This window comes from Desulfogranum japonicum DSM 18378 (assembly GCF_000429945.1).
Taxonomy (GTDB): domain Bacteria; phylum Desulfobacterota; class Desulfobulbia; order Desulfobulbales; family Desulfobulbaceae; genus Desulfogranum; species Desulfogranum japonicum.
Genome location: NZ_AUCV01000005.1, coordinates 18,761 through 38,850, shown reverse-complemented (window position 1 = coordinate 38,850; position 20,090 = coordinate 18,761). Strand labels below are relative to the sequence as shown.

Below are 20,090 nucleotides of genomic sequence, written 5' to 3'. Positions count from 1 at the left end.
CCCGGACTTCTCCTACGTTCCACAGAAAGTTTGCAATACTCGCTCCTCTGTTGTAGGAGGCAGCATATATTCTGCGGTGTCAGGTTGTTCTGAAAAAGGGTTCTTCAACACGTCCATAAAGCGCTGTATCTCTTCAAACCTGTTTTCTTTTTCAGCCTGCTGAATCGCTTTTTCAACCCTGTGGTTCCTGGGAATATAGGCGGGATTTGTTCTATTCATTAAAGAAACAATATTTGCGCCGGAAGCAGATTCCCGCAATAACCTCTTTTTCCATTGTAACATCCAGTTATCCAGTTCTTCAGGACGCTTAAAAAGGGCAGAATACCGCCCTGAAAGCGTATTTCGGTTGATATTGTCTGCCAGGTACCTGAACGCCAGGGTGTAATCAACGTTTTGCTCCCGGAGTATATCGAGATAGTTCTCAACTAATTCAATATCTTTTTCCTCCACCTTGTTCAGGCCTACTTTTTTCAACATTCCCTGTTGCCAGTTATGTAGAAATTGCACCTGGGTGTGTTCAAGGATAGGGGTGTAAAGGCTACGGGAGGTATCTTCGTCCTCGTCAAACAGATGGAAAAGGCAATGGGCCAAACTGCTGAGATTCCAGAGAATGATGCCGCCCTGATTGCCATAACGATAGCGGCCATGGATATCAATGGAGCTGAATACGGTATTGTGGTCATACTCATCCATGAAGGCACAGGGGCCGTAATCAATGGTCTCACCGCAAATGGAGGTGTTATCGGTGTTCATAACGCCATGAATGAAACCAAGTTGCATCCATTTGGCTACAAGTGCTGCCTGCCTGTCACAGACCTGTTTGAAAAAACTGATATAAGGATTTTCATCCCTGGCTGCTTCAGGATAGTGACGGCGTATGGCGTAATCTGCCAGTTGACCGATGGCTTCCAGATCATTTCTTGCAAGAAAATACTCAAATGTCCCGATGCGCATATAACCAGAGGCTACTCTGGTAAGTATACCGCCCGGCAATTTACCGGTCTGGCGCAACACCTCTTCACCGGTGGTCACCATAGCCAGTGCTCTGGTAGTTGGTACACCAAGAGCATGCATCGCTTCACTGACAATATATTCGCGAATGACAGGGCCAAGGGCAGACTTGCCATCACCGCCTCTGCTCCACCTGGTACGTCCTGAACCTTTCAGTTGAATGTCGTACCTCTTCCCTTTTAGAGTAACAATTTCTCCAAGAAGAATGGCTCTTCCATCCCCAAGCTGGGGAACGAAAGAACCAAACTGATGGCCGGCATATGCCATGGCAATGGGCTCAGAATCAGCAAACAGCATATTGCCGGAAAAATAGCCGGCCAAATCCATATCACTCAACCCCTGGAGGCGAAGGTTTAAATGGTCTGCCAACTCGTTATTAAAACAGATCAGTCGAGGTTGAGGCACCTTGTCAGGGTTACAGTGATGAAAAAACTTCTCTTGAAGGCGAATGTAGGTATTATCAAAACCAGCAGAATGATTCCCATTGACCGTAGTGGATTGCATGTCATGTCTCTCAAGCTTAAGTTAGGTAGCAACACACATACATTCTAGGAATCATTCTCACTTTTTCAAGCACAACTGATGATAATTACAAAATACTCAAAGGCAGGAAAAATATGACCTGCGCATATTTTCAGAGCAAAAGTCTGTTAATGCGTTCGTTATTAAGAATCAACAGGGTAACCATATTACCCCCCAGCCAATAGGTAAGCAGTCGTGGCAGGTGTACCTTTCGCATTTCAAAAAAACTCGCTCAAAATCCTGGTCAGGGCTCATATTATGCTTACTTTGCTGGTATCCACTTATATAGCGTATCGGGTCATACCTGAGCCAAGCTGATCGCGAAAAGATCAATTGCACTGTGAGCAGTTATCTTTGCTGAAAAAACCAATTGCAGGTCACTTGATGCAGGTGTATTTACGGAGTGTTTTTGATTTTATTTTTAAAGAATTACGTTAAGGATTTTTTTATGCAATTTTTAAATATAGCTGAATTTGCAAGAGATAACGAAGGTGAGAGCTTTATTCCAGAGGGAGTATGTGCGAAAAAAATCACATTCAGTTTAGAAGAAGGCAGAGTACACAATCTTAATTTTGTTGGTGGATGCCAGGGAAATCTCAGTGCAATCTCAGTATTGCTCGAAGGTATGCCGGCAGAAGAAGTCATTGAGAAGTTAAAAGGTATTATCTGTGGCAACAAAGGTACCTCATGCACAGATCAACTTGCAAAAACCCTTGAAAAACAGCTTTCTATCCGCTGATTAAACAGTTTCAACCGGTGTATCCGTTTTTTATCACAAAGACTGACAACAGACGGAAAGCTTGACAAAGTCAGTTTCAAAAAAAAGAAACACCAATGACCTCTCTGTCATTTTGGAGAATCAGACAATAACTCTGGAGTATCGTTCTAACAGGTTTTCCTTTATGGGCATATAGTGGAAGCATCCAATCAGGATGCCCATTCATTAGCCCCAGCAAGGAGAACACAATGAATTTTGAATTTTATAATCCCACCCGTCTTATTTTTGGTGCAGGTTCCCTCAATCGCCTTGGAGAGATCGTAAAAGAAAAAGGCTCTCGAGCACTCCTGGTAATCGGTGGAGGCAGTGTGAAACGTAACGGCACATTCCAACGTGCCGTTACATCACTTGAACAGACTGGTGTCACAGTCGTCGAGTGCTCTGGCATTGAACCCAATCCGAGAATCACTTCCGTTGCCCGCGGTGCGCAAATCGCTCGTGAGGAAAACTGTGATGTTATCGTTGCCCTGGGCGGAGGATCTACCATGGACGCCTCCAAAGTTATTGCAGCAGCAGCCCTTTACCATGGCGATCCATGGGATCTGATTGGCCATGGCCAGGAAGACTGGGTTATCCCAACAAAAGCACTTCCTGTTGTTACTATCCCGACTCTCGCTGCGACCGGGTCGGAAATGAACGCTGCTGCGGTCATCAGTAATGAAGAAACCAAAATAAAATCGTTTGTACAGTCTGATGCGCTCTATCCTACTGCCGCTGTTGTAGACCCTGAACTCACCTTAACCGTCCCTCAAGACCAGACCGCCTATGGTGTCTGCGACATCATTGTCCATGTAACCGAGGCATATTTCAACGGTATTGATGGTACCCCCATTCAAGATCATTTCGCCGAGGGTATTATTCTCAACACCATTGAATATGGTAAAAGAGCAGTTGCCGATGGCAACGATCTTGAAGCACGTGCTCAACTGCAGTGGGCTTCCATCCTTGCTTTGAATGGATTCATGGCTGCAGGCATGAACCCGGCCGGTTTTCCTGTGCACATGATCGAACATGCAATCTCCGCCCACCACGACATCACCCATGGTGCTGGCCTGGCAATCGTCAATCCTGCATGGATGAAATTTGCCGCCAACCATCGTCCTACCAAATTTGTACAGTTTGCCGAGCGTATTTTTGGACTCCAGGCAAAGAGTAACGATGATATGGATTGTGCTCTGGCAGGTATTGCTGCCTATGAGGAATTCCTCAAGTCCATAGGCTGCCCAACACGACTTAAAGAAGTTGGCATCGGTGATGAGTTGCTTGCCCAATATGCGGAAGATTCTGCGCTGGTACTGCGTGACGGTGAGGGCAAACTCCTTAGCCGCCCTGCCATGAGCAAAGACGATATTGTTACCGTACTCAAGACAGCCTTGTGAAAGTTCACCTTAAAGGTATCTGGATACAGGGAGAAACGCTATGAAATCGAACGAAATCAGAAGAATTATCAAACAAGGGGAACCGATTGTCGTTGGAACTACAGCACACGCCCTCTTGGTCAAACACAGCAACGAAGCACTGCGGATTACTGCACAACTGAATGGATCATACCATAATCCAGACGAAATACGTTCGCTGTTTGCTCAATTAACAGGAACAGATATTGATGACTCCTTCTTTATGTTTCCTCCGTTCTACACCGACTTTGGCAAAAATATCACAATAGGAAAAAATGTCTTTTTCAATACCGGCTGTACCTTTCAAGATTACGGCGGAATTACCATCGGTGACGATACGCAGATAGGCCAGAATGTTGTGTTGTGTACTCTGAATCATGGCATCGCAGCAGACAAGAGACAAACAATCTATCCACTCCCCGTTGTCATTGGCAAAAACGTATGGATAGAGGCAAACGCGACAGTCCTACCCGGTGTGACGATAGGTGATAATGCAATTGTTGCTGCTGGTGCCGTTGTCACCAAGGATGTTCAACCCGACTGTATTGTTGCAGGGGTACCAGCAAAAATGCAGAAAGTAATCAAATAAAGACACGCGGGGAATATAATTTTAAAAATGGAGACGAACATGAAAACAAATTTGTTCCATACAATCTCGATAATACTAGTGATGAGTACGCTTGTATTCATAACCGGTGTTACCTGGGCAGAAGATGCCGCATGGGATAAAACCTTTGCGAAAAGTGAAAAGGTCGTCCACGAAAAAGTTGCCTATCCCAATAGATACGGAATCACCATAGCTGCAGATATGTATCTGCCAAAAGATATAGATACATCAAAAAAATATGCAGCCATTGTTGTAGGTACCCCTTATGGCGGTGTGAAAGAGCAGGGAGCAGGCATTTACGCACAAACCCTGGTAGAGAGGGGTTTTATTACCATTGCCTTTGATGAATCTTTCAATGGAGAAAGCAGCGGAGAGCCAAGACACGTATCATCTCCAGAAATTTTTGTTGAAGATTTCAGTGCCGGAGTTGATTTTCTCGGGACACGCCCATTTGTTGACAAAAATAAAATTGGTGTGATTGGCATCTGTGGCAGCGGCGCATTCTCCCTTACCGCGGCACAGGTTGATCACCGTATCAAGGCCGTTACCACGGTGAGTATGTATGATATGAGCCGTGTAATCCGTAACGGATGGAAAGACGGAATGACCGATGAACAGCGCAACAAAACCCTTGACCAGCTTGGAGAGCAACGCTGGAAGGATTTCGAAAACGGTAGTCCATTCTTACCTCCAGGATTCCCAGAAGAAGCGGCTGCTTCCATTCCCGAAGGATTAGACCCTATTTCAAGCGAGTTCTTCGAATATTATGGAATGGCCCGTGGTCACCACCCACGGTCACACGGCCCATTTACACTGACAAGCAATATGGCTTTCATGAATTTTCCTTTGTTGAGCTATATTCAATCAATTTCACCAAGACCTATTCTGTTCATCATGGGCGAGAATGCTCACTCAAGATACTTTACGGAAGATGCATATGAAATGGCCGCCGAACCCAAAGAACTCGTTATTGTTCCCGGCGCCAGACACATTGATCTGTATGACAGAGTGGATATGATCCCGTTTGACAAAATCACCTCTTTTTTCCAGGAGTCTTTGAAATAAGAAGAAACAAAATGAATAAAACAGAAATACTCTTGACCATCGGAGAAGCGGTAATCCCTGCAGTCTTGAACGACAGTACTCCGTCCAAAGAACTTATAGACATGCTCCCTTATACAGTGAAACTTCAGAGGTATGCGCATGACTACTGCGGTGTGATGAAAGCCCTTTCCTATAACCAAAGTGAGCTGCGTAACGGATGGTCAAATGGAGATCTCGCATTTGCGGCAGATGGCAACTATTTTGCCATCCTCTATAAGGATGAAGAGATTTCACAACAGTACGGCAATATGGTGACACTCGGCAAAATAACTGTTCAGCCTTCAATAATGGATACTCTTGATGAACAGATCTCTGTCACCATTACTCTGCAATAACAAGTAATTTTGATGGTGCGTGTGACGCGCACCCTACGGTTCGGGTCCATGCGAAAGGTAGGGTGCGTCATACGTACCGTATTAAAAAGAATGGCTGATTTTTGTTGGCAAGCGCATAAAAAATATCATGAGCAAAAAAATACTAATACTATCATCTACCCCAAGAAAGAACGGTAATTCAGACATATTATGTGACGAATTCAGGAAAGGCGCCTGGGATGCCGGCCACAGTGTGGAAAAAATACGATTATCAGAAAAAAACATCAACTATTGTACAGGATGCTGCACCTGCATCGGTAAACCCGGAGCATGTGTCCAGCAGGACGATATGAATGAAATCCTGACCAAAATAGTTGCCGCAGATATTCTGGTATTGGCCAGCCCTGTCTATTTTCGTTCCTTTAATGGGCAGATGAAAACCTTCATCGATCGAGTCTGCCCTGCGTATCCTATGATCCACAATACAGACGTATATTTTATCGCTTCCGCTGCCGGAGGAAGCCTGCCAGTAGAAAGCACTTTTCAAAGCTTCAGAACTTTCACAGACTGTCTGGATGTTGTTGAAAAAGGAACAATCTCTGTTACCGGTATTTGGGACGCTGGCAAGGTAAAAAATACCAATGCCATGAGCGAAGCGTATACCATGGGGAAAAATGCGTAGCGCATACGTTGCATCACCTCTTTTCTTCCCAAAAAAGAAAAGAGGTGACGAGCAATACTAAGATGAGATAAGCTGCGAATGATATCAGCTATTATTGTGGCGTTGCTTCGCAACTACTCATAGGGGAGACATAAGCCAGGCTGATCGCGGTAAGATCAGGTGCACTGCAACCAGTTATGTTGCTTCAAGCAGTCTTTTTATATCCCGGGAAGGAGGGGCTCCGAACAGACGGCTGTATTCACGACTGAACTGCGAAGGGCTTTCATAACCAACCTCAAAAGCTGCTGTAGTAGCATCTTTCTGTTCCATAAGCATGAGTTGCCTGGCCTCGTTCAGGCGCAGCCTCTTCTGAAACTGCAACGGCGTCATAGCTGTCATTGCCCGGAAATGATGATGAAGACTTGACGTGCTCATCCCTGTGTAGGCGGCAAGATCATCTATTTTAATGGTTCTGTCGTAGTTTTCCTTCAACCAGTCAATTGCACGCGCTATTTGGCTACTGTGACTTCCAAGCATTGCAATCTGCAGTAAACGCTGTCCCTGCTCGCCTGTGAGCAGACGATATAAAATCTCCCTCTGAATAAGAGGGGCAAGGATGGGAATATCATCAGGGTGCTCAAGCAGATCAAGCAAACGCAGAATAGCCTGTACAACCGGCAGGGATATCTTGCTCACCCCGATACATCGATCAGCAGATGGGGAGCGGTTAATCGAGATATCGTTATTCAACATCATCTGGGCTATGATTTTCCTTTCCAAATTCAGTACCAATCCCAAATAAGGCTTTTCCCTGCTTGCTTCCATGATCTGTGCCACCAATGGTAAATCTATTGATGTTACCAGGTAATGGTGCTGATCATACACATACTCTTCTTCACCAAGTACGACGCGTTTATTCCCCTGCGCGATCAGACAAATGCTTGGTTCCTGCATATAACTGGTCAACTCAGTAGGCTCTTCCTGCCGGTAAATAGACAAGGCAGAATATGCTGTGGTTGGCTCATTTCGCTGAGCTAAGGTGAGATGGTCCAGTCGTTCTGTTAAAGTAGCAAGTGAGGCGGCCAGAGTACGCTCATCCTGCTCTGACATTGTACTTTCAGAACTCATAACATCCCTCCTTTTGAAAATTTCTCACATATGAATCAAACGATGATCTTTTGCAAACCAATGTATTCCTGGAAAATCAGGCAAGGGCTGTGGAGGATCAATTAAGCAAATTTGAAGCCGCTTGATTGATTATAAGTACAAGAACTGCCTCTGACAATTTGAGATTTAAACATGGCAACCGATTCTATGAAGTTAATGTGAAAAAACTGGACGATATATCGTCAAGGACGGATATCTTTTACCAGTAGCCAGCTACTTTGACAATATCCCCAGCCCAGACGTAGACAGAAAGAAAAAGCACATCACAAAGTATAAAGGAGTCTTTATATTTGCCGGAAAATACTCATTACTGCCTCTATGGCATCATGGGGCAACCAACCTTCACGTAGTTACATCTAGTATTTTTAAAAATAATGTATTCAGCTTTTCCGGAATATCTTCCGGGCGCTGGGCTCCTATTATGGCTTCATCGCAACCGCCCCGAAAGCTGTAAAACATGACCACAGCAGTCCAGTGCTCATCATCAACCTTCCAGGCTCCTGCCTGGACGCCATCACGAATCAACTGAGCAAGATATCTGGTTATTTCAGCATCCGCCATTGCGTTGCGAAATGGCATGCCAGTACTGTAGATAACTATGTCATGAAGCTCCTGCATTGCAAAGTAGGCATTAACGGCTCCATCTATCCACGCTTTGATACGACCTCGCCAATCATCATCATGACACATATCTACACGTGAACGAATACGTTTCATAACTTCTGATTCAAAACCTTCCCTTAAGACTTGAAGCAATTCAGCTTTGTTTGAAAAATAATGATACAGTGTGCCTTTTGCCACATTGGCGGCAGCAGCGATTTCATCCATGGTGGTCGCCTCGTAGCCCTGCTCAACAAAGAGCTTGCCTGCAGCTTCTATTAACGTTGCCCGTCTTTGATCCGACCTTCTCGGTCCTGATGGTGCACCGATTCGACGAGTATTCTTTTGGCCAGATTGAGTTGCAACGGTAGTGGATTTTTTCATGTTTATCCTCTTGGTCCCTGTTCGGAGAGCCCCGGTGTGCCTAAAAAGCTTTTTCGACTCATAGTCGATTTAAAATTGACTGCCAGTCTATTTTGACATACATTGCATCATATGTGAAATACTATATCGCGATAAGAAAACAGTATAACAGCATGTAAAAAACATGTATCTGCATACACAGTTGCTACTTCCTCTTTTTGATGAACGGGAATACCCTGCTGAGTTGTATAATAAAATACTCCCATAGAGATTGGTCGATCCATAAGCCAAGGGGCAGAAAACGTACTATTCTCAACCAAGTCTGGAGACACACATGAAAGAAATTCGTAGAAGCTATTGTGGTCTTTGCCACCCGCGATGTGGAACCCTGTTGCATATTGAAAACGACAAGGTTGTAAAAGTAACCGGCGATCCGGATCATCCAATCACCCGAGGAGTCATCTGCGAACGTGGCCGGCTGATGCGGGATCACCTCTATCATCCGCAACGACTGAATCATCCTTTAAAGAGAGTTGGTGAAAAAGGAGAAGGCCGCTGGCAACAGATATCCTGGGAACAGGCACTGGATGAGGTAGCTGAAAAACTCTCACATTTAAGGGATACATACGGGGCCGAGACACTCGCCTTTACCCACGGGACCAAACGAACATACCACTGGGATTGCCGCCGCTTTTTCAATCTCTTCGGTTCTCCCAACACCTGCGGAGTAAATACTATCTGCATGTGCCCAAGCTATGCCACGGAATTTGCGACCTATGGCGGCATGATTATGGGCAGCGAAGTACCTGCTGCCAAATGCATTGTTCTATGGGGTTGTAATGCGTCACAATCAAATCCGATTAATCTCTATCCTAAAATTCTTGCAGCTCGAAAAAAAGGGGCCAAACTGATAATCATTGATCCCAGAAGAACCAGAGAGGCAGAAAAGGCAGATTTATGGCTGCAGATTAGGCCGGGCACGGACCTCGCTTTAATGCTAGGCTGGATTCGCCTGATTATTGCTGAGGATCTGTATGACCATGAATTTGTATCCCGCTGGACCATTGGTTTTGATGAATTACAAGATGCGGTTGAGAGCTATACTCCGGAAAAGGTTGCAGAGATCACTGGCGTGCCTGTTGATCTTATTCAACAATCGGCAAGAATGTATGCCACAAACGGCCCGGCAGTAATTCCTTTCGGACTTGGTCTGGATAAACAGGGCGTCAATGCCACGCAATGTGCAAGGGGCCGGGCAATTATCCGAGCCATTACCGGCAACCTGGAAATCCCTGGAGGCGAGGTCTTTTCCCTTGCCGGTGATATAGGAAAAATCAGGGATTGGGAATATTTTGAGCTCAACGACATGATGCCGGAGCATCAAAAAGCCAAGCAGCTTGGCGTGGACAAATATCCATTTTTCGGCTTCCCCGGGTGGGAAAAAAACACGGCCGCAAACAAGAAACTACCAGAAGGATACATGGCCGCCCCTGAGGCCTGGCATTCCAACCTGGCACATGCCAGAGAGGTTATGGACGCTATTATTACCGGCAAGCCCTATCCGGTAACAGCTGCAATAACACTGGCAAACAACCCGCTTCTAGCCCTGCCCAATACGAAAAAAGTATTTGAGGCTCTGCAGGCACTGCAGCTTTATATGGTTGTGGATTACTACATGACCCCGTCTGCAGCGATGGCTGACTATGTTTTTCCGGCAGCTTCAACTGTGGAAACCTCTGAGCTCTGGCTGACCGGGGGATTTTGCATGGCCTGCCCGCAGGGTATTGAGCCAATATTTGAGCGGCGTAACAGTTATGACTTTTACCGCGGGCTTGGTATGCGGTTGGGCCAGAAAGAATATTGGCCCTGGGAAAATATCGAAGAAGTATATGACCACGCTTTGGAACCGGTTGGCTTGACATTCAAGCAACTGGTGGACCAGTACGGTGTTTTTGGCAAAAAGGAATATCGCCGCTACGAACAGTTCGGATTCGGCACTCCTTCGGGTAAGGTTGAGCTGAAATCCTCAATTTTTGAAGAACTGGGCGCAGCCCCTCTTCCTCAATACCATGAGCCTGTGTGGAGCCCAGTGGGAAATCCGCAGCTGGCAGAGGAATATCCGCTCATCCTCATCACAGGAAGCCGCTTCATGCCCATGTATCAATCAGAACAGCGGCAAATCGAAAAGGCACGCCAGAAAGTACCGGATCCTTTGGTCTCAATACATCCTTCAACAGCTGAAAAGTTAGGATTGACCGAAGGCGACTGGGCCGTGATCTCCACGCCGCTTGGCTCGATACGCCAGCGGGTAAAAATTACGGATGTAATGCATCCCAAGATGGTTGACATACAACATTCCTGGTGGTTCCCCGAGCGTGACCCGAAACTTCCGGAACTTTTTGGCGTTTTTGAATCAAACGCGAATGTTCTCTGTCCGGATGATCCTGAATTTTGCAGTCCGGAAATAGGCAGCTGGCCACATTCTGCCTTGTTGTGTCGCGTAGAAAAAGAGGTGGAGAACAGTACTTCCACTTCAGGGTCATAAAATAACCATGCAAACTTAGCCCGGATGTAACTACTCACAGGAGATACGAATAAGCTTGAATATCTCCCATATTTGTAACTGGTTACAGTGTGCCTGAGGTTTTCGCAAGCAGGCTGGTGCAGCGTATTGAGTCATACATAAGCCAGGCTGATCGCGGAATGATCAGGTGCGCTGTGAGCAGTTACCTATTCTTCTTTCTTGGTTTTGTCCGCCGAGTGGGAGGTGTTTCCAACGGATTATCGGGCCAGAAATGTTTTGGATAGCGGCCCTTTAACTCCTTTTTAACTTCTGGATAACTCCGTTGCCAAAAGCTGGCCAGGTCCGAAGTTACCTGGACGGGGCGTCCTGCAGGAGACAACAGATGAAGCAAGACAGTAACCTGGCCACCGCAAACAGTAGGTGTGTCGGTGCAACCAAACATTTCCTGGATACGGACCGCAAGTACAGGCAATTCCCCTGAGAGATAATCCAAACGCAGATTGGATCCACTTGGTACCAAAATCTTTGCAGGCGCCTCTCGAGCTAACTGCTGCTGTTTTTCCCACCCAAGCATAGTATTAAAAACATCCAGTAGCTTAATCTGTTTAAGCTGCTCTAAGCGATTCACTCCACCAAGGTAGGGTTCAAGCCAGCCAAGATCGTCAATTAAGGTATTGGAACTCAAATCTGGCCAATTTTGCTGTGGTTGCCACTGGCGCAGGCAAGTAACACGAGCTTGCAGTTGTCGCGTTTCCCTGTCCCAGGGGAGACACTCCAATCCGTTCTGTCGAATGCCATCGAGCATTGCCCCGACCATTTCTTCAGCCCTCAGGTCTGACAATGGTTTTTCTTCAACAATAATCTCACCGAGACAGAGAAGATTCTGTGCTGCTACCCTTTTAGCAGCATCGTCCCAGGTAACCTCACGTTTCCTGATAAAAATACTGCTGTGTTGCTGCTGCAGTATTGAAATATCAATTGCCTCAGCGAGATGAATTCGTCCCTCTTGCCTGCCTGCATCGAGATTGGATACAACTACATATTCACTTGCAGTCAAAGGATCTTCTGGCAATAGAGCTGCTCCCCTGCCGTTGGCCAGTTGATATCTCTGTCGACTTCCCATTCTTCTCCTGGCAACCCGGTCAGGATAAGCATTGACCAGAAGATGACCGATTTCCTGTTCATCACCGGGGCTGAATTTCACGTTGATGGCGCTCCGGAATATTTTGGCGGCCCTGTCAACCAGACGACAGGATTTGGGGTCTCCTCCTTCCCGCTGGACGGCAGTATTGCCCTTTTTTCGCCATAGTTGCAGGAGCTGCCAACGGACACTGATCTCAGCAGTGCTATTGGTAATGCCACGTTGCAATATATCTCGTTCCGAAACCAGGGCTGCGATATCACATGCCAATGCACCCTGGCCATTTTTTTTCGCTTGAATGAGCATATGGCTGAGCCGGGGGTGCACGGGTAAGCTGGCCATCTGGCGTCCAGCGGGAGTAATACGGCCTGACCCGTCAACAGCCTCAAGGGTCTGCAGCAGCGCAATGGCCTGGGCATAACCACCAGCACGGGGAGGATTGATCCATTGCAGTTCCAAAGGATCATGGACTCCCCACAGGGCGAGTTCCAAGGCTAAAGGGGAAAGATCTGCGGTAACAATTTCCGGAGGATGAAAAGGTGGGAAGCTATAATGCTCTTTCCTGGTCCATAGACGAAAACAATGTCCGGGAGCAAGGCGCCCTGCCCTCCCTGCACGCTGATCAGCAGTCGCTTTTGATACTCTTACAGTTACCAGCCGGCTGAGACCGCACGCTTCTTCAAATTGCGCCCTGCGTGACCAACCGCTGTCAACTACAAGAGTAATGCCTTCAATGGTCAGACTTGTCTCGGCAATGGAGGTGGCCAGAATCACTCGTCTCTTACCGCTTGCATCGGGCAGTATTGCGCGATATTGATCCTCCTGGGTCAGGTTGCCGTACAGTGGCAGAATGAACAAATCCTGATCCTGGATTTCGTTGCGAAGGGTTCGTTCTACTCCTCGGATCTCTCCAATTCCAGGGAGGAAGACCAATACATCCCCTTTATGCTTAGACAGCACCCTGCAGATCCCTGCAGTGGTTGTGTCGCTGATATGGCCCCGTGGTTCCCGGTCCAGATATTCAATGGTTACCTCATGGCTTTGTCCCGTCCCTGTAATAATGGGCACGTCACCGAGAAGCTCAGCAATGGGAACAGTATCCATGGTTGCGGACATAATCAACAGTCGCAAGTCTTCCTTCAGTTGTGAGATATCAAGACAAAGTGCCAAGGCCAGATCTGTATGAATTGAACGCTCATGAAATTCATCAAAGATAACGAGTCCCACATCTGACAAGTCGGGATCAGCCTGCAATCTTCTTGTTAAAATGCCTTCAGTAACCACTTCAATACGGGTAGCCTCTGAAACTTGCCTGTCAAAACGAATCTGATACCCTACAGTTTCTCCAACTTGTTCATTTCTCAGAGAAGACATTCTGCCTGCAGCAGCCCGTGCGGCAAGTCTCCGTGGTTCAAGAATAAGGATCTTTTTCCCGGCAAGCCAAGGTTCTGCAAGAAGTGCCAAAGGCACAATGGTAGTTTTGCCTGATCCAGGAGGAGCGGCCAATACGGCAGATCCTTCTGTGAGAGCCTTTTTTAAGGCAGGCAAACTTGCACGAATGGGAAGATCGGGCAGTTGCATACTAGTATTTGGTAGGTATATCAGATAGTTTTTTGTCAGTGAGTGCCTGACCCAAATTAAAGATTTTCATTTGAAAGCAGGTAAACGAGGTATAAGATTCCGAGAAAGTCATTTATGGACAGGCACGAGTTAACAAAAACTCGTAGAGACTGTTTCCTTTACTTCATTGAGCCAAATTTCTCTTTGTTCCACCGTGCTCGTTACAATGATATTAAACATTCTTCGATGGAAATCACGAACTCCACACAGGTCAAAAATGCAGTTTTTCCAAATGGTTTCAAGAGGGTCCAGGAAAGTATTCATTTCACGATCTGTCTCTGTGTTGGATGTATTAAACACAATAGCCTTTGTTGCTTTTAACAAACCGTTAGGTACCCCCTCGCCACCGTCATTTTCCAAAAATTCATAGGTAACTCCTGGTCGCATAATCCTGTCAACCCAACCTTTAAGAATCGCAGGTGGCATGCCCCACCAGTTAGGATGAATGATAACGAAGCCGTCTGCTTCTGAAGCTTCCTGACAATGCCGTTGAATTTCAGAAGGCAGAAGTGCATCTTTTGCAATTTCTGCAGCTGGAAGACATGGGTCAAAGCGCTCTTTATATAGATCGTGGAAGGCTACTTCATGACCATTTTGCCGTAACACCTCAATGGTTGTATTGGCTATAGCATGATTAAAGCTAGAAGGATCTGGATGAGCGAGTATTACTGATATTTTCATTTTCTGTACTCTATTGCTTTATTTGTATACAAAACGCTAAAATCACCAGTTTACCTGGTGCATTTTCATACGAAGATTCAAGCAGGACTCCATTTTTACCTGGAACTGAACCTGACCGCCTGAATTTTTTATTTGTTTGAGCTACCGGCTCGAGTATGTTCACACATTTCTATGGTAGCGGGCTCACACTGGCCGTAACAACGTACATGCCCGCTACTGTCTAACAGGACAGCGCCACCAGCCTCTGTTGAACAGAACACTAAACCATCACTGCGTTTCGCGCAATGCCCCTTGCCACAAAGCACCTGGCCGTCGGAAGTACGCTCTGCATCACCATCAAAGTGACGAGAGCACCAAACTATACCGTTACTATCGGCCAGACATCGCCCGGCACCACAATACGCCTCTCCATATCTGTCTTTAAGGCAGTCTGCAGATATATAAGCTGGATTTACCAACACCATCGCAAGTAACCAGATACTGGCTAAATATGCTGAAGGTCCTCCTTTGATTATCATGGTAGAATCCTCTTCATGGAATAAAGGTAACTGCTCACAGTGCACCTGATCTTCCCCGATCAACCTGGCTTACGTATGATCCAATACGCTGCGCCATCCTGATTACGAAAACCCCAGACACCCTGTAACCAGTTACAGATACAGGGGAATTTCAGTTTTACCCGTTTCCCCTATGAGTAGTTACCTTCAGGCAATGGCAAACCGAGGGGTTAATCCCCTGGTAGCAATCCGGTTGGCTTTAGCGGGTGATGTGACAGAAGTTCAACCTGAGGGGTATGAGTAGTTACGAAGAATCATAGATTACACAGGGCATGTCAACTATCCTCTGGTGACTGGCTAGAAAAAAATACGGTCACACAATTAGCAGCAAAAGGCGTGTTTTTCAGAAGTGCTAGGTTATTAGCCCTTTCAGGAGTTATCTCAAACTAACAGATTGGGAGAATGTTCAATTTTGGCGGTACAAATTTCTTCATTGTAATGCAAGAGCTTTACTGTAGACACACAACAGTAACACGCTAATATAACGTGTAAATATAAAAAAAATAAAATAAGACTTGTTTTTCGAGACGACTGGTCATATATTTTTTTTTACATGAAAGAAAAACAGGAAGAAAAGAAACTCATCATTATTAAAGAAGGCTTAAAGGTTCTTTACCGAAAAGGGTACAACGCAACCGGAGTTAAAGAAATCACCGATGCAGCGGGTATTCCTAAAGGAAGTTTCTACAATTACTTCAGTTCCAAGGAAGATTTCGCGGTTGCGGCCATGCAGTATTTCACCAGCAGGGAACTTGCTGTGATGGAAGAAATACTCACCGATACGCAAACTCCGCCTCTTGAACGTATTGAGAACCTGTATCGGATGAAGATAGAGCATTTCATCAGCAAAGGGCGGTATTCTTTTGGCTGTTTTTTATGTAACATTACCCTTGAAATGGCCGATATTAGCGAAATGATAGCTGCAGAGGCAAGCAAAGCCTTTGACCAAGAGTATCAGCCCATTATCAATTGTTTACAGGAAGCTAAGGATAGAGGTGATCTACCTCAAGAAAGTGACATTCACCTCAAAGCTGAAACACTACGAAATAGCTGGTTCGGTGCACTGGTGATTATGAAGGCCAATAAGAACGAAAAATCACTGCTTAGTTTTCAGCAAAGCTTACGAGATCTTATTTTACGTTAATATAATACCTTTAACTGACACCACAGAGAAATAATCCGCTTCAACCCAAGACGACTGGTCATATTGCCAAGACAAAAGGAGTAAAACATGGAAAATTTGGAATTTAGAGCAATGGTTGTAACTGAAGGCGAAAACAAGACCTTTACCCGTGAAATTATCCAAAAAGAAATTAACGATCTTCCTGAAGGCGATGTGATCATCAAGGTTGAGTACTCTTCACTCAATTATAAAGATGCTCTCTCAGCCACCGGCAACAAGGGTGTTAGCCGCTATTACCCTCACACTCCGGGAATTGATGCGGCTGGTACGGTTGTGGAAAGTATCGACAAAAATTTCACCCCAGGTGAAGAGGTACTTATCACAGGGTATGACCTTGGAATGAACCATTCTGGTGGTTATCAGGAGTATATACGTGTACCTGCAAACTGGATCGTAAAACTGCCTGAAAATCTCACCCTGCGCGAGAGTATGGTGTATGGAACTGCCGGGTTCACAGCAGCTCTTTCTTGCTACAAGATGATCAATAACGGGGTGAAACCTGAGGATGGCCCGGTATTGGTGACAGGGGCAACAGGTGGGGTTGGAAGCATCGCGGTTTCTATTCTGGTGAAATCCGGATATGAAGTTATAGCGGTTAACGGCATTAAAGATGAAAAAGAGTATTTACTTGAACTGGGGGCCAAAGAAGTTATTTCCATTGAAGAAGCAGATGATAAAAGTGGCCGTCCATTGCTTAAACCCAGGTGGACCGGTGCAATCGACACCGTTGCAGGAAATATTCTTTCAACAGCTATTAAAACAACCAAATATGGTGGTTCTGTGACCTGTTGCGGCAATGTAGGTTCTGCAGAACTGCACTCCTCAATTTATCCCTTTATTTTAAATGGTGTTAGTCTGCTTGGCATTGATTCAGTGAACTGCCCGGTTGATACCAGAATGGCAGTATGGAATAAAATCGCTTCAGACTGGAAGCTTGAGTATTTAGACAAGATTACCACTGAACTTCCTGACCTGGAAGCCCTGGATGAACGTATTGATCTTATCCTCCAAGGTAAGAACCGCGGTCGTGCGATTGTGAGGGTGAGCAAATAATTCTCCTATACGCCGGCAATAATCGAACCAACCAGCATGGCTGGATCAAGTTAGCCAGCCACAACGAACCGTGAAAGTTTATCACTCCGGCATGGTGCCTTCTGCTCTCTGCCAGAGACTTTCATATAAAAGGGCGGTCGGCAAACATGGCCGCCCTTGATGACCATGAGAAGTGAAGGATATTACGAATCAGGAGCAAAGACATGGATTATCAGGGCAACATCTTTCGACCGCCAAGTGAAGCGAAGTCAATTTTACTACAGGTTACAACCGGCTGTTCCCACAACAAGTGCACCTTTTGCGATATGTATAAGGGGAGCCGGTTTTCCATTAAGAGTGATGAGACCATTATGGCAGACATCGACTTTGCCGAGCAGAACTGTAAATGGCAGGAGCGACTTTTTATCTGCGATGGTGACGCCTTGATTGTGCCGCAAAAGCGTTTGCTTAATATCCTTGGGAAAATCAGACAAAAACTGCCCAGGGTAAACAGGATAGGTATCTATGCCAATACCAAGAGTATTGCCATGAAGTCAGAACAGGAACTACAGGAACTGCATCAGGCCGGTTTGGATATTGCCTATATGGGAGTTGAGTCGGGAGATGATGTGACCCTTGAAAGGATTCGTAAAGGCTCTGACAGCAAGCGCCTGATTGAAATGGGCCAAAAGCTTACAGCCAGTGGAATGACGTTGTCTCTGACTGTGCTGATCGGCGTTGCCGGGCGGGAACGTTCTCAGATCCATGCCAGGGAAACCGGCAGAGTGCTCACAGCCATTGATCCAAAGTACGTCGGTGGGCTAAGTCTTATGCTCAATCCCGGAACTCCACTGTATGAGGAGTATGAGCGGGGCGAATTTCAGCTGCCCGATACCTTGGAAATGCTTGCAGAACTGCAGACCATGATTGAACATACCGAACTGACAGACGGATATTTTCATGCCAACCATGCGTCCAACTATTTGCCGGTTAAGGCGCGGCTTCCTGAGCAAAAAGCTGAAACGATTCGCCTTATTGACAGAGCACTTAACGGGGAGATCAGCCTCAAGCCTGACTACCTGAGGGCGTTTTAACCTGGGTCGTAACCTCCCCCAGGCCACTGAATTTTTCAGTAATCAGCCTGGATTACTTATCCCATTAGGGGGCTGCTCAGGAAACGGAAAAAAGCACGTTAAGACATCTCGATTATGTGGCGAGTCTTTTCACGGTGACTGGTCAAGCACCGCGATTCATGGCGACGACGTCGCCATGAAAGAGTACGTGTGAAGCTTCTCGCCCCCCTGTTCATGTGAAAGTTACCTGTAGCGGTGGGCAATAATGACTTTTCTGGCCCCCTCAATAAACGCCACTGAAGATGAGGGATCTCCCACACTACCCACACACTACCCAACACTGAGATCACGTTACGTAACAATGAATGCCCAATTAATCAGCTTGATGTTGGCCCGTTAGCTTTTATACTCTTCATGTCTTTTTCTGTGCCGCAATTCCAGCATTCAGTAAATTGCCCTTCAAGTATTTCATGGCACTTAGAACATTCCCAGGGAGGCAAATTGTCTGTGAGTGGTTCGATTATTTCCTTTACGATTTCTTTTGCTATTTCAATTTGTTCAGGATCAATAATACATACTTCTGGCCAACATTCATTTATTGGAATCTCACCAAGAGCAGAGCTGGTATATTGGTTCCGAATCACACATTTAATATCTCGAGATTCAAGGATATTTTTAACGTGAGCAACCATTGTAAAGTTTGGTGAGGAGTATATTCTCATGCTCTTCATATTTTTGTTCGGTCCTGGAGATGCGGTTTTCCAGAATCCGGTCCCTCGGTTGTACTCACTTTCGCGTAAAATGATCGCATCACCTAAGCCTAAGGGTCGCGGAAAATAATAAATATCTAAAAAAACAGCCAACGTTCACGCAGAACTGGTTCCACCAGCAAGTCGCAGCATGAACGCCTTCAGTAAATCGCAGGAATCAACCGATAGCGTACACGTCGCACATAGTCGCGGTACCCCGGCAACTCGTCTTGTAAAGTCTGGTCTTCCAACATCGTTCTAATCACCGTAATAATTAACGCCAGCGCCACTGGAACAAATGTCCAAATCGAGCTTAAGGCCAGCACCATGCCCGGAAGTGCCAACATATTTCCAGCATAGCCTGGATGTCGTACAAACCGATAGGGGCCACTATCACATACCACATGCCCTCTATCCGTCTGAATACGCACCACGCTGGAAAAAAAACGGTTCTCTACCAATGCCCACGTGGCGAAAGCGTATCCAAGAGAGATCAAGAGAAAGCCGAGCAATATAAGCCATAGCGGCAATACGGGTGACCAACCAAAACGGTGATCCAGCCCAGCCACAATGACCAGAGGAAAACTCACACTCAATGCCATCAACGGAGCAAGTACTTTATCCCAAGCTTTCGCACATTGGGCCTTCTTGGTGTTTTGTCGTTCAACCAACAACCCTGGATGCCGCCGTTCCGCCGAAATGCGCCCCCCTAGACCAGCGCCAACAAGCAGCAGGGAATACCCCCATGCCTGCCACCAACCGAAATCCCCTCCACATACAAACAGAACCAGTGGTATGGAGAGATACACTACAACTAATCTCATCCAATGGCTAAGGGATGCTGCTTGAGCTATCTTTAAATCATCTGCATTCGATGACATGCCACGGCCTCAAATCACATGACTTTTAGTGGTACCTGATCACGGGGTTAACAATATTGATATTTCAACCAGTTCAGAGCCATAACTGGTCACAGGTGCTTCAGATAATACCCGCTCTCAAAAGA

18 protein-coding genes are annotated in these 20,090 nt (G+C 46.1%); 10 read left to right on the top strand and 8 right to left on the bottom strand.

Features of this window, described 5'->3' with window-relative positions:
- Positions 1-12 precede the first annotated feature (12 nt).
- Entirely contained in the window at positions 13-1,515 is a 1,503-nt protein-coding gene (locus G493_RS0105745; protein WP_051309047.1) for a protein adenylyltransferase SelO, read from the bottom strand.
- A 466-nt stretch (positions 1,516-1,981) separates the two neighbouring features.
- Here G493_RS0105745 and G493_RS0105740 point away from each other — a divergent pair, with 466 nt between their 5' ends.
- The 6 genes from G493_RS0105740 to G493_RS0105715 all read left to right on the top strand — a co-directional run bounded on the left by G493_RS0105740 (position 1,982) and on the right by G493_RS0105715 (position 6,415).
- A complete protein-coding gene (locus tag G493_RS0105740) occupies positions 1,982-2,272 on the top strand; it encodes a TIGR03905 family TSCPD domain-containing protein (protein ID WP_051309046.1) in 291 nt (96 codons plus the stop codon).
- Positions 2,273-2,499: 227 nt separating this feature from the next.
- On the top strand, positions 2,500-3,690 hold the full coding sequence (locus G493_RS0105735) for an iron-containing alcohol dehydrogenase (RefSeq protein ID WP_028579606.1): 1,191 nt from the start codon (positions 2,500-2,502) through the stop codon (positions 3,688-3,690).
- Between the two features lie 40 nt (positions 3,691-3,730).
- Positions 3,731-4,297: a sugar O-acetyltransferase gene (locus G493_RS34620; RefSeq protein WP_028579605.1), complete on the top strand. Its 567-nt coding sequence runs from the start codon at positions 3,731-3,733 to the stop codon at positions 4,295-4,297.
- Positions 4,298-4,378: 81 nt separating this feature from the next.
- On the top strand, positions 4,379-5,380 hold the full coding sequence (locus G493_RS0105725; RefSeq protein ID WP_205623644.1) for an alpha/beta hydrolase: 1,002 nt from the start codon (positions 4,379-4,381) through the stop codon (positions 5,378-5,380).
- Between the two features lie 11 nt (positions 5,381-5,391).
- Positions 5,392-5,754 (top strand): cyclophilin-like fold protein, encoded by a 363-nt coding sequence (locus G493_RS27995; RefSeq protein WP_051309045.1) that lies wholly within the window; start codon positions 5,392-5,394, stop codon positions 5,752-5,754.
- A 127-nt stretch (positions 5,755-5,881) separates the two neighbouring features.
- On the top strand, positions 5,882-6,415 hold the full coding sequence (locus G493_RS0105715; protein ID WP_028579603.1) for a flavodoxin family protein: 534 nt from the start codon (positions 5,882-5,884) through the stop codon (positions 6,413-6,415).
- 174 nt (positions 6,416-6,589) lie between these two features.
- On the opposite strand, the gene G493_RS0105710 is transcribed toward G493_RS0105715, so the two are convergent.
- Together G493_RS0105710 and G493_RS0105705 are read right to left on the bottom strand one after the other, a co-directional pair.
- Positions 6,590-7,522 carry an AraC family transcriptional regulator gene (locus G493_RS0105710; RefSeq protein WP_028579602.1) on the bottom strand — a complete coding sequence of 311 codons (933 nt, stop codon included), beginning with the start codon at positions 7,520-7,522 and terminating at the stop codon, positions 6,590-6,592.
- A gap of 381 nt (positions 7,523-7,903) precedes the next feature.
- Entirely contained in the window at positions 7,904-8,545 is a 642-nt protein-coding gene (locus G493_RS0105705) for a TetR/AcrR family transcriptional regulator (RefSeq protein WP_028579601.1), read from the bottom strand.
- 313 nt (positions 8,546-8,858) lie between these two features.
- Here G493_RS0105705 and G493_RS0105700 point away from each other — a divergent pair, with 313 nt between their 5' ends.
- Positions 8,859-11,069 (top strand): molybdopterin-containing oxidoreductase family protein, encoded by a 2,211-nt coding sequence (locus tag G493_RS0105700; RefSeq protein WP_028579600.1) that lies wholly within the window; start codon positions 8,859-8,861, stop codon positions 11,067-11,069.
- 181 nt (positions 11,070-11,250) lie between these two features.
- Here G493_RS0105700 and hrpB read toward each other — a convergent pair whose 3' ends face one another.
- From hrpB to G493_RS0105685, 3 genes are all read right to left on the bottom strand, one after another.
- Complete coding sequence (gene hrpB, locus G493_RS0105695; RefSeq protein WP_028579599.1) at positions 11,251-13,770, bottom strand: ATP-dependent helicase HrpB; 2,520 nt, start codon at positions 13,768-13,770, stop codon at positions 11,251-11,253.
- Between the two features lie 129 nt (positions 13,771-13,899).
- Positions 13,900-14,490 (bottom strand): NAD(P)H-dependent oxidoreductase, encoded by a 591-nt coding sequence (locus G493_RS0105690; protein ID WP_028579598.1) that lies wholly within the window; start codon positions 14,488-14,490, stop codon positions 13,900-13,902.
- A gap of 128 nt (positions 14,491-14,618) precedes the next feature.
- Complete coding sequence (locus G493_RS0105685) at positions 14,619-15,008, bottom strand: hypothetical protein (protein ID WP_028579597.1); 390 nt, start codon at positions 15,006-15,008, stop codon at positions 14,619-14,621.
- Between the two features lie 592 nt (positions 15,009-15,600).
- Here G493_RS0105685 and G493_RS0105680 point away from each other — a divergent pair.
- The 3 genes from G493_RS0105680 to G493_RS0105670 all read left to right on the top strand — a co-directional run bounded on the left by G493_RS0105680 (position 15,601) and on the right by G493_RS0105670 (position 18,356).
- Positions 15,601-16,191: a TetR/AcrR family transcriptional regulator gene (locus tag G493_RS0105680; protein WP_028579596.1), complete on the top strand. Its 591-nt coding sequence runs from the start codon at positions 15,601-15,603 to the stop codon at positions 16,189-16,191.
- 87 nt (positions 16,192-16,278) lie between these two features.
- Complete coding sequence (locus G493_RS0105675; protein WP_028579595.1) at positions 16,279-17,283, top strand: YhdH/YhfP family quinone oxidoreductase; 1,005 nt, start codon at positions 16,279-16,281, stop codon at positions 17,281-17,283.
- Positions 17,284-17,486: 203 nt separating this feature from the next.
- Positions 17,487-18,356, top strand: coding sequence for a radical SAM protein (locus tag G493_RS0105670; RefSeq protein WP_028579594.1), 870 nt, complete (start codon positions 17,487-17,489; stop codon positions 18,354-18,356).
- Positions 18,357-18,712: 356 nt separating this feature from the next.
- Here G493_RS0105670 and G493_RS27990 read toward each other — a convergent pair whose 3' ends face one another.
- Both G493_RS27990 and G493_RS0105655 read right to left on the bottom strand, forming a co-directional pair.
- A complete protein-coding gene (locus G493_RS27990) occupies positions 18,713-19,066 on the bottom strand; it encodes a putative signal transducing protein (RefSeq protein ID WP_084813442.1) in 354 nt (117 codons plus the stop codon).
- Between the two features lie 179 nt (positions 19,067-19,245).
- Positions 19,246-19,965 (bottom strand): methyltransferase family protein, encoded by a 720-nt coding sequence (locus G493_RS0105655; RefSeq protein ID WP_028579593.1) that lies wholly within the window; start codon positions 19,963-19,965, stop codon positions 19,246-19,248.
- Between the last annotated feature and the right edge of the window lie 125 nt (positions 19,966-20,090).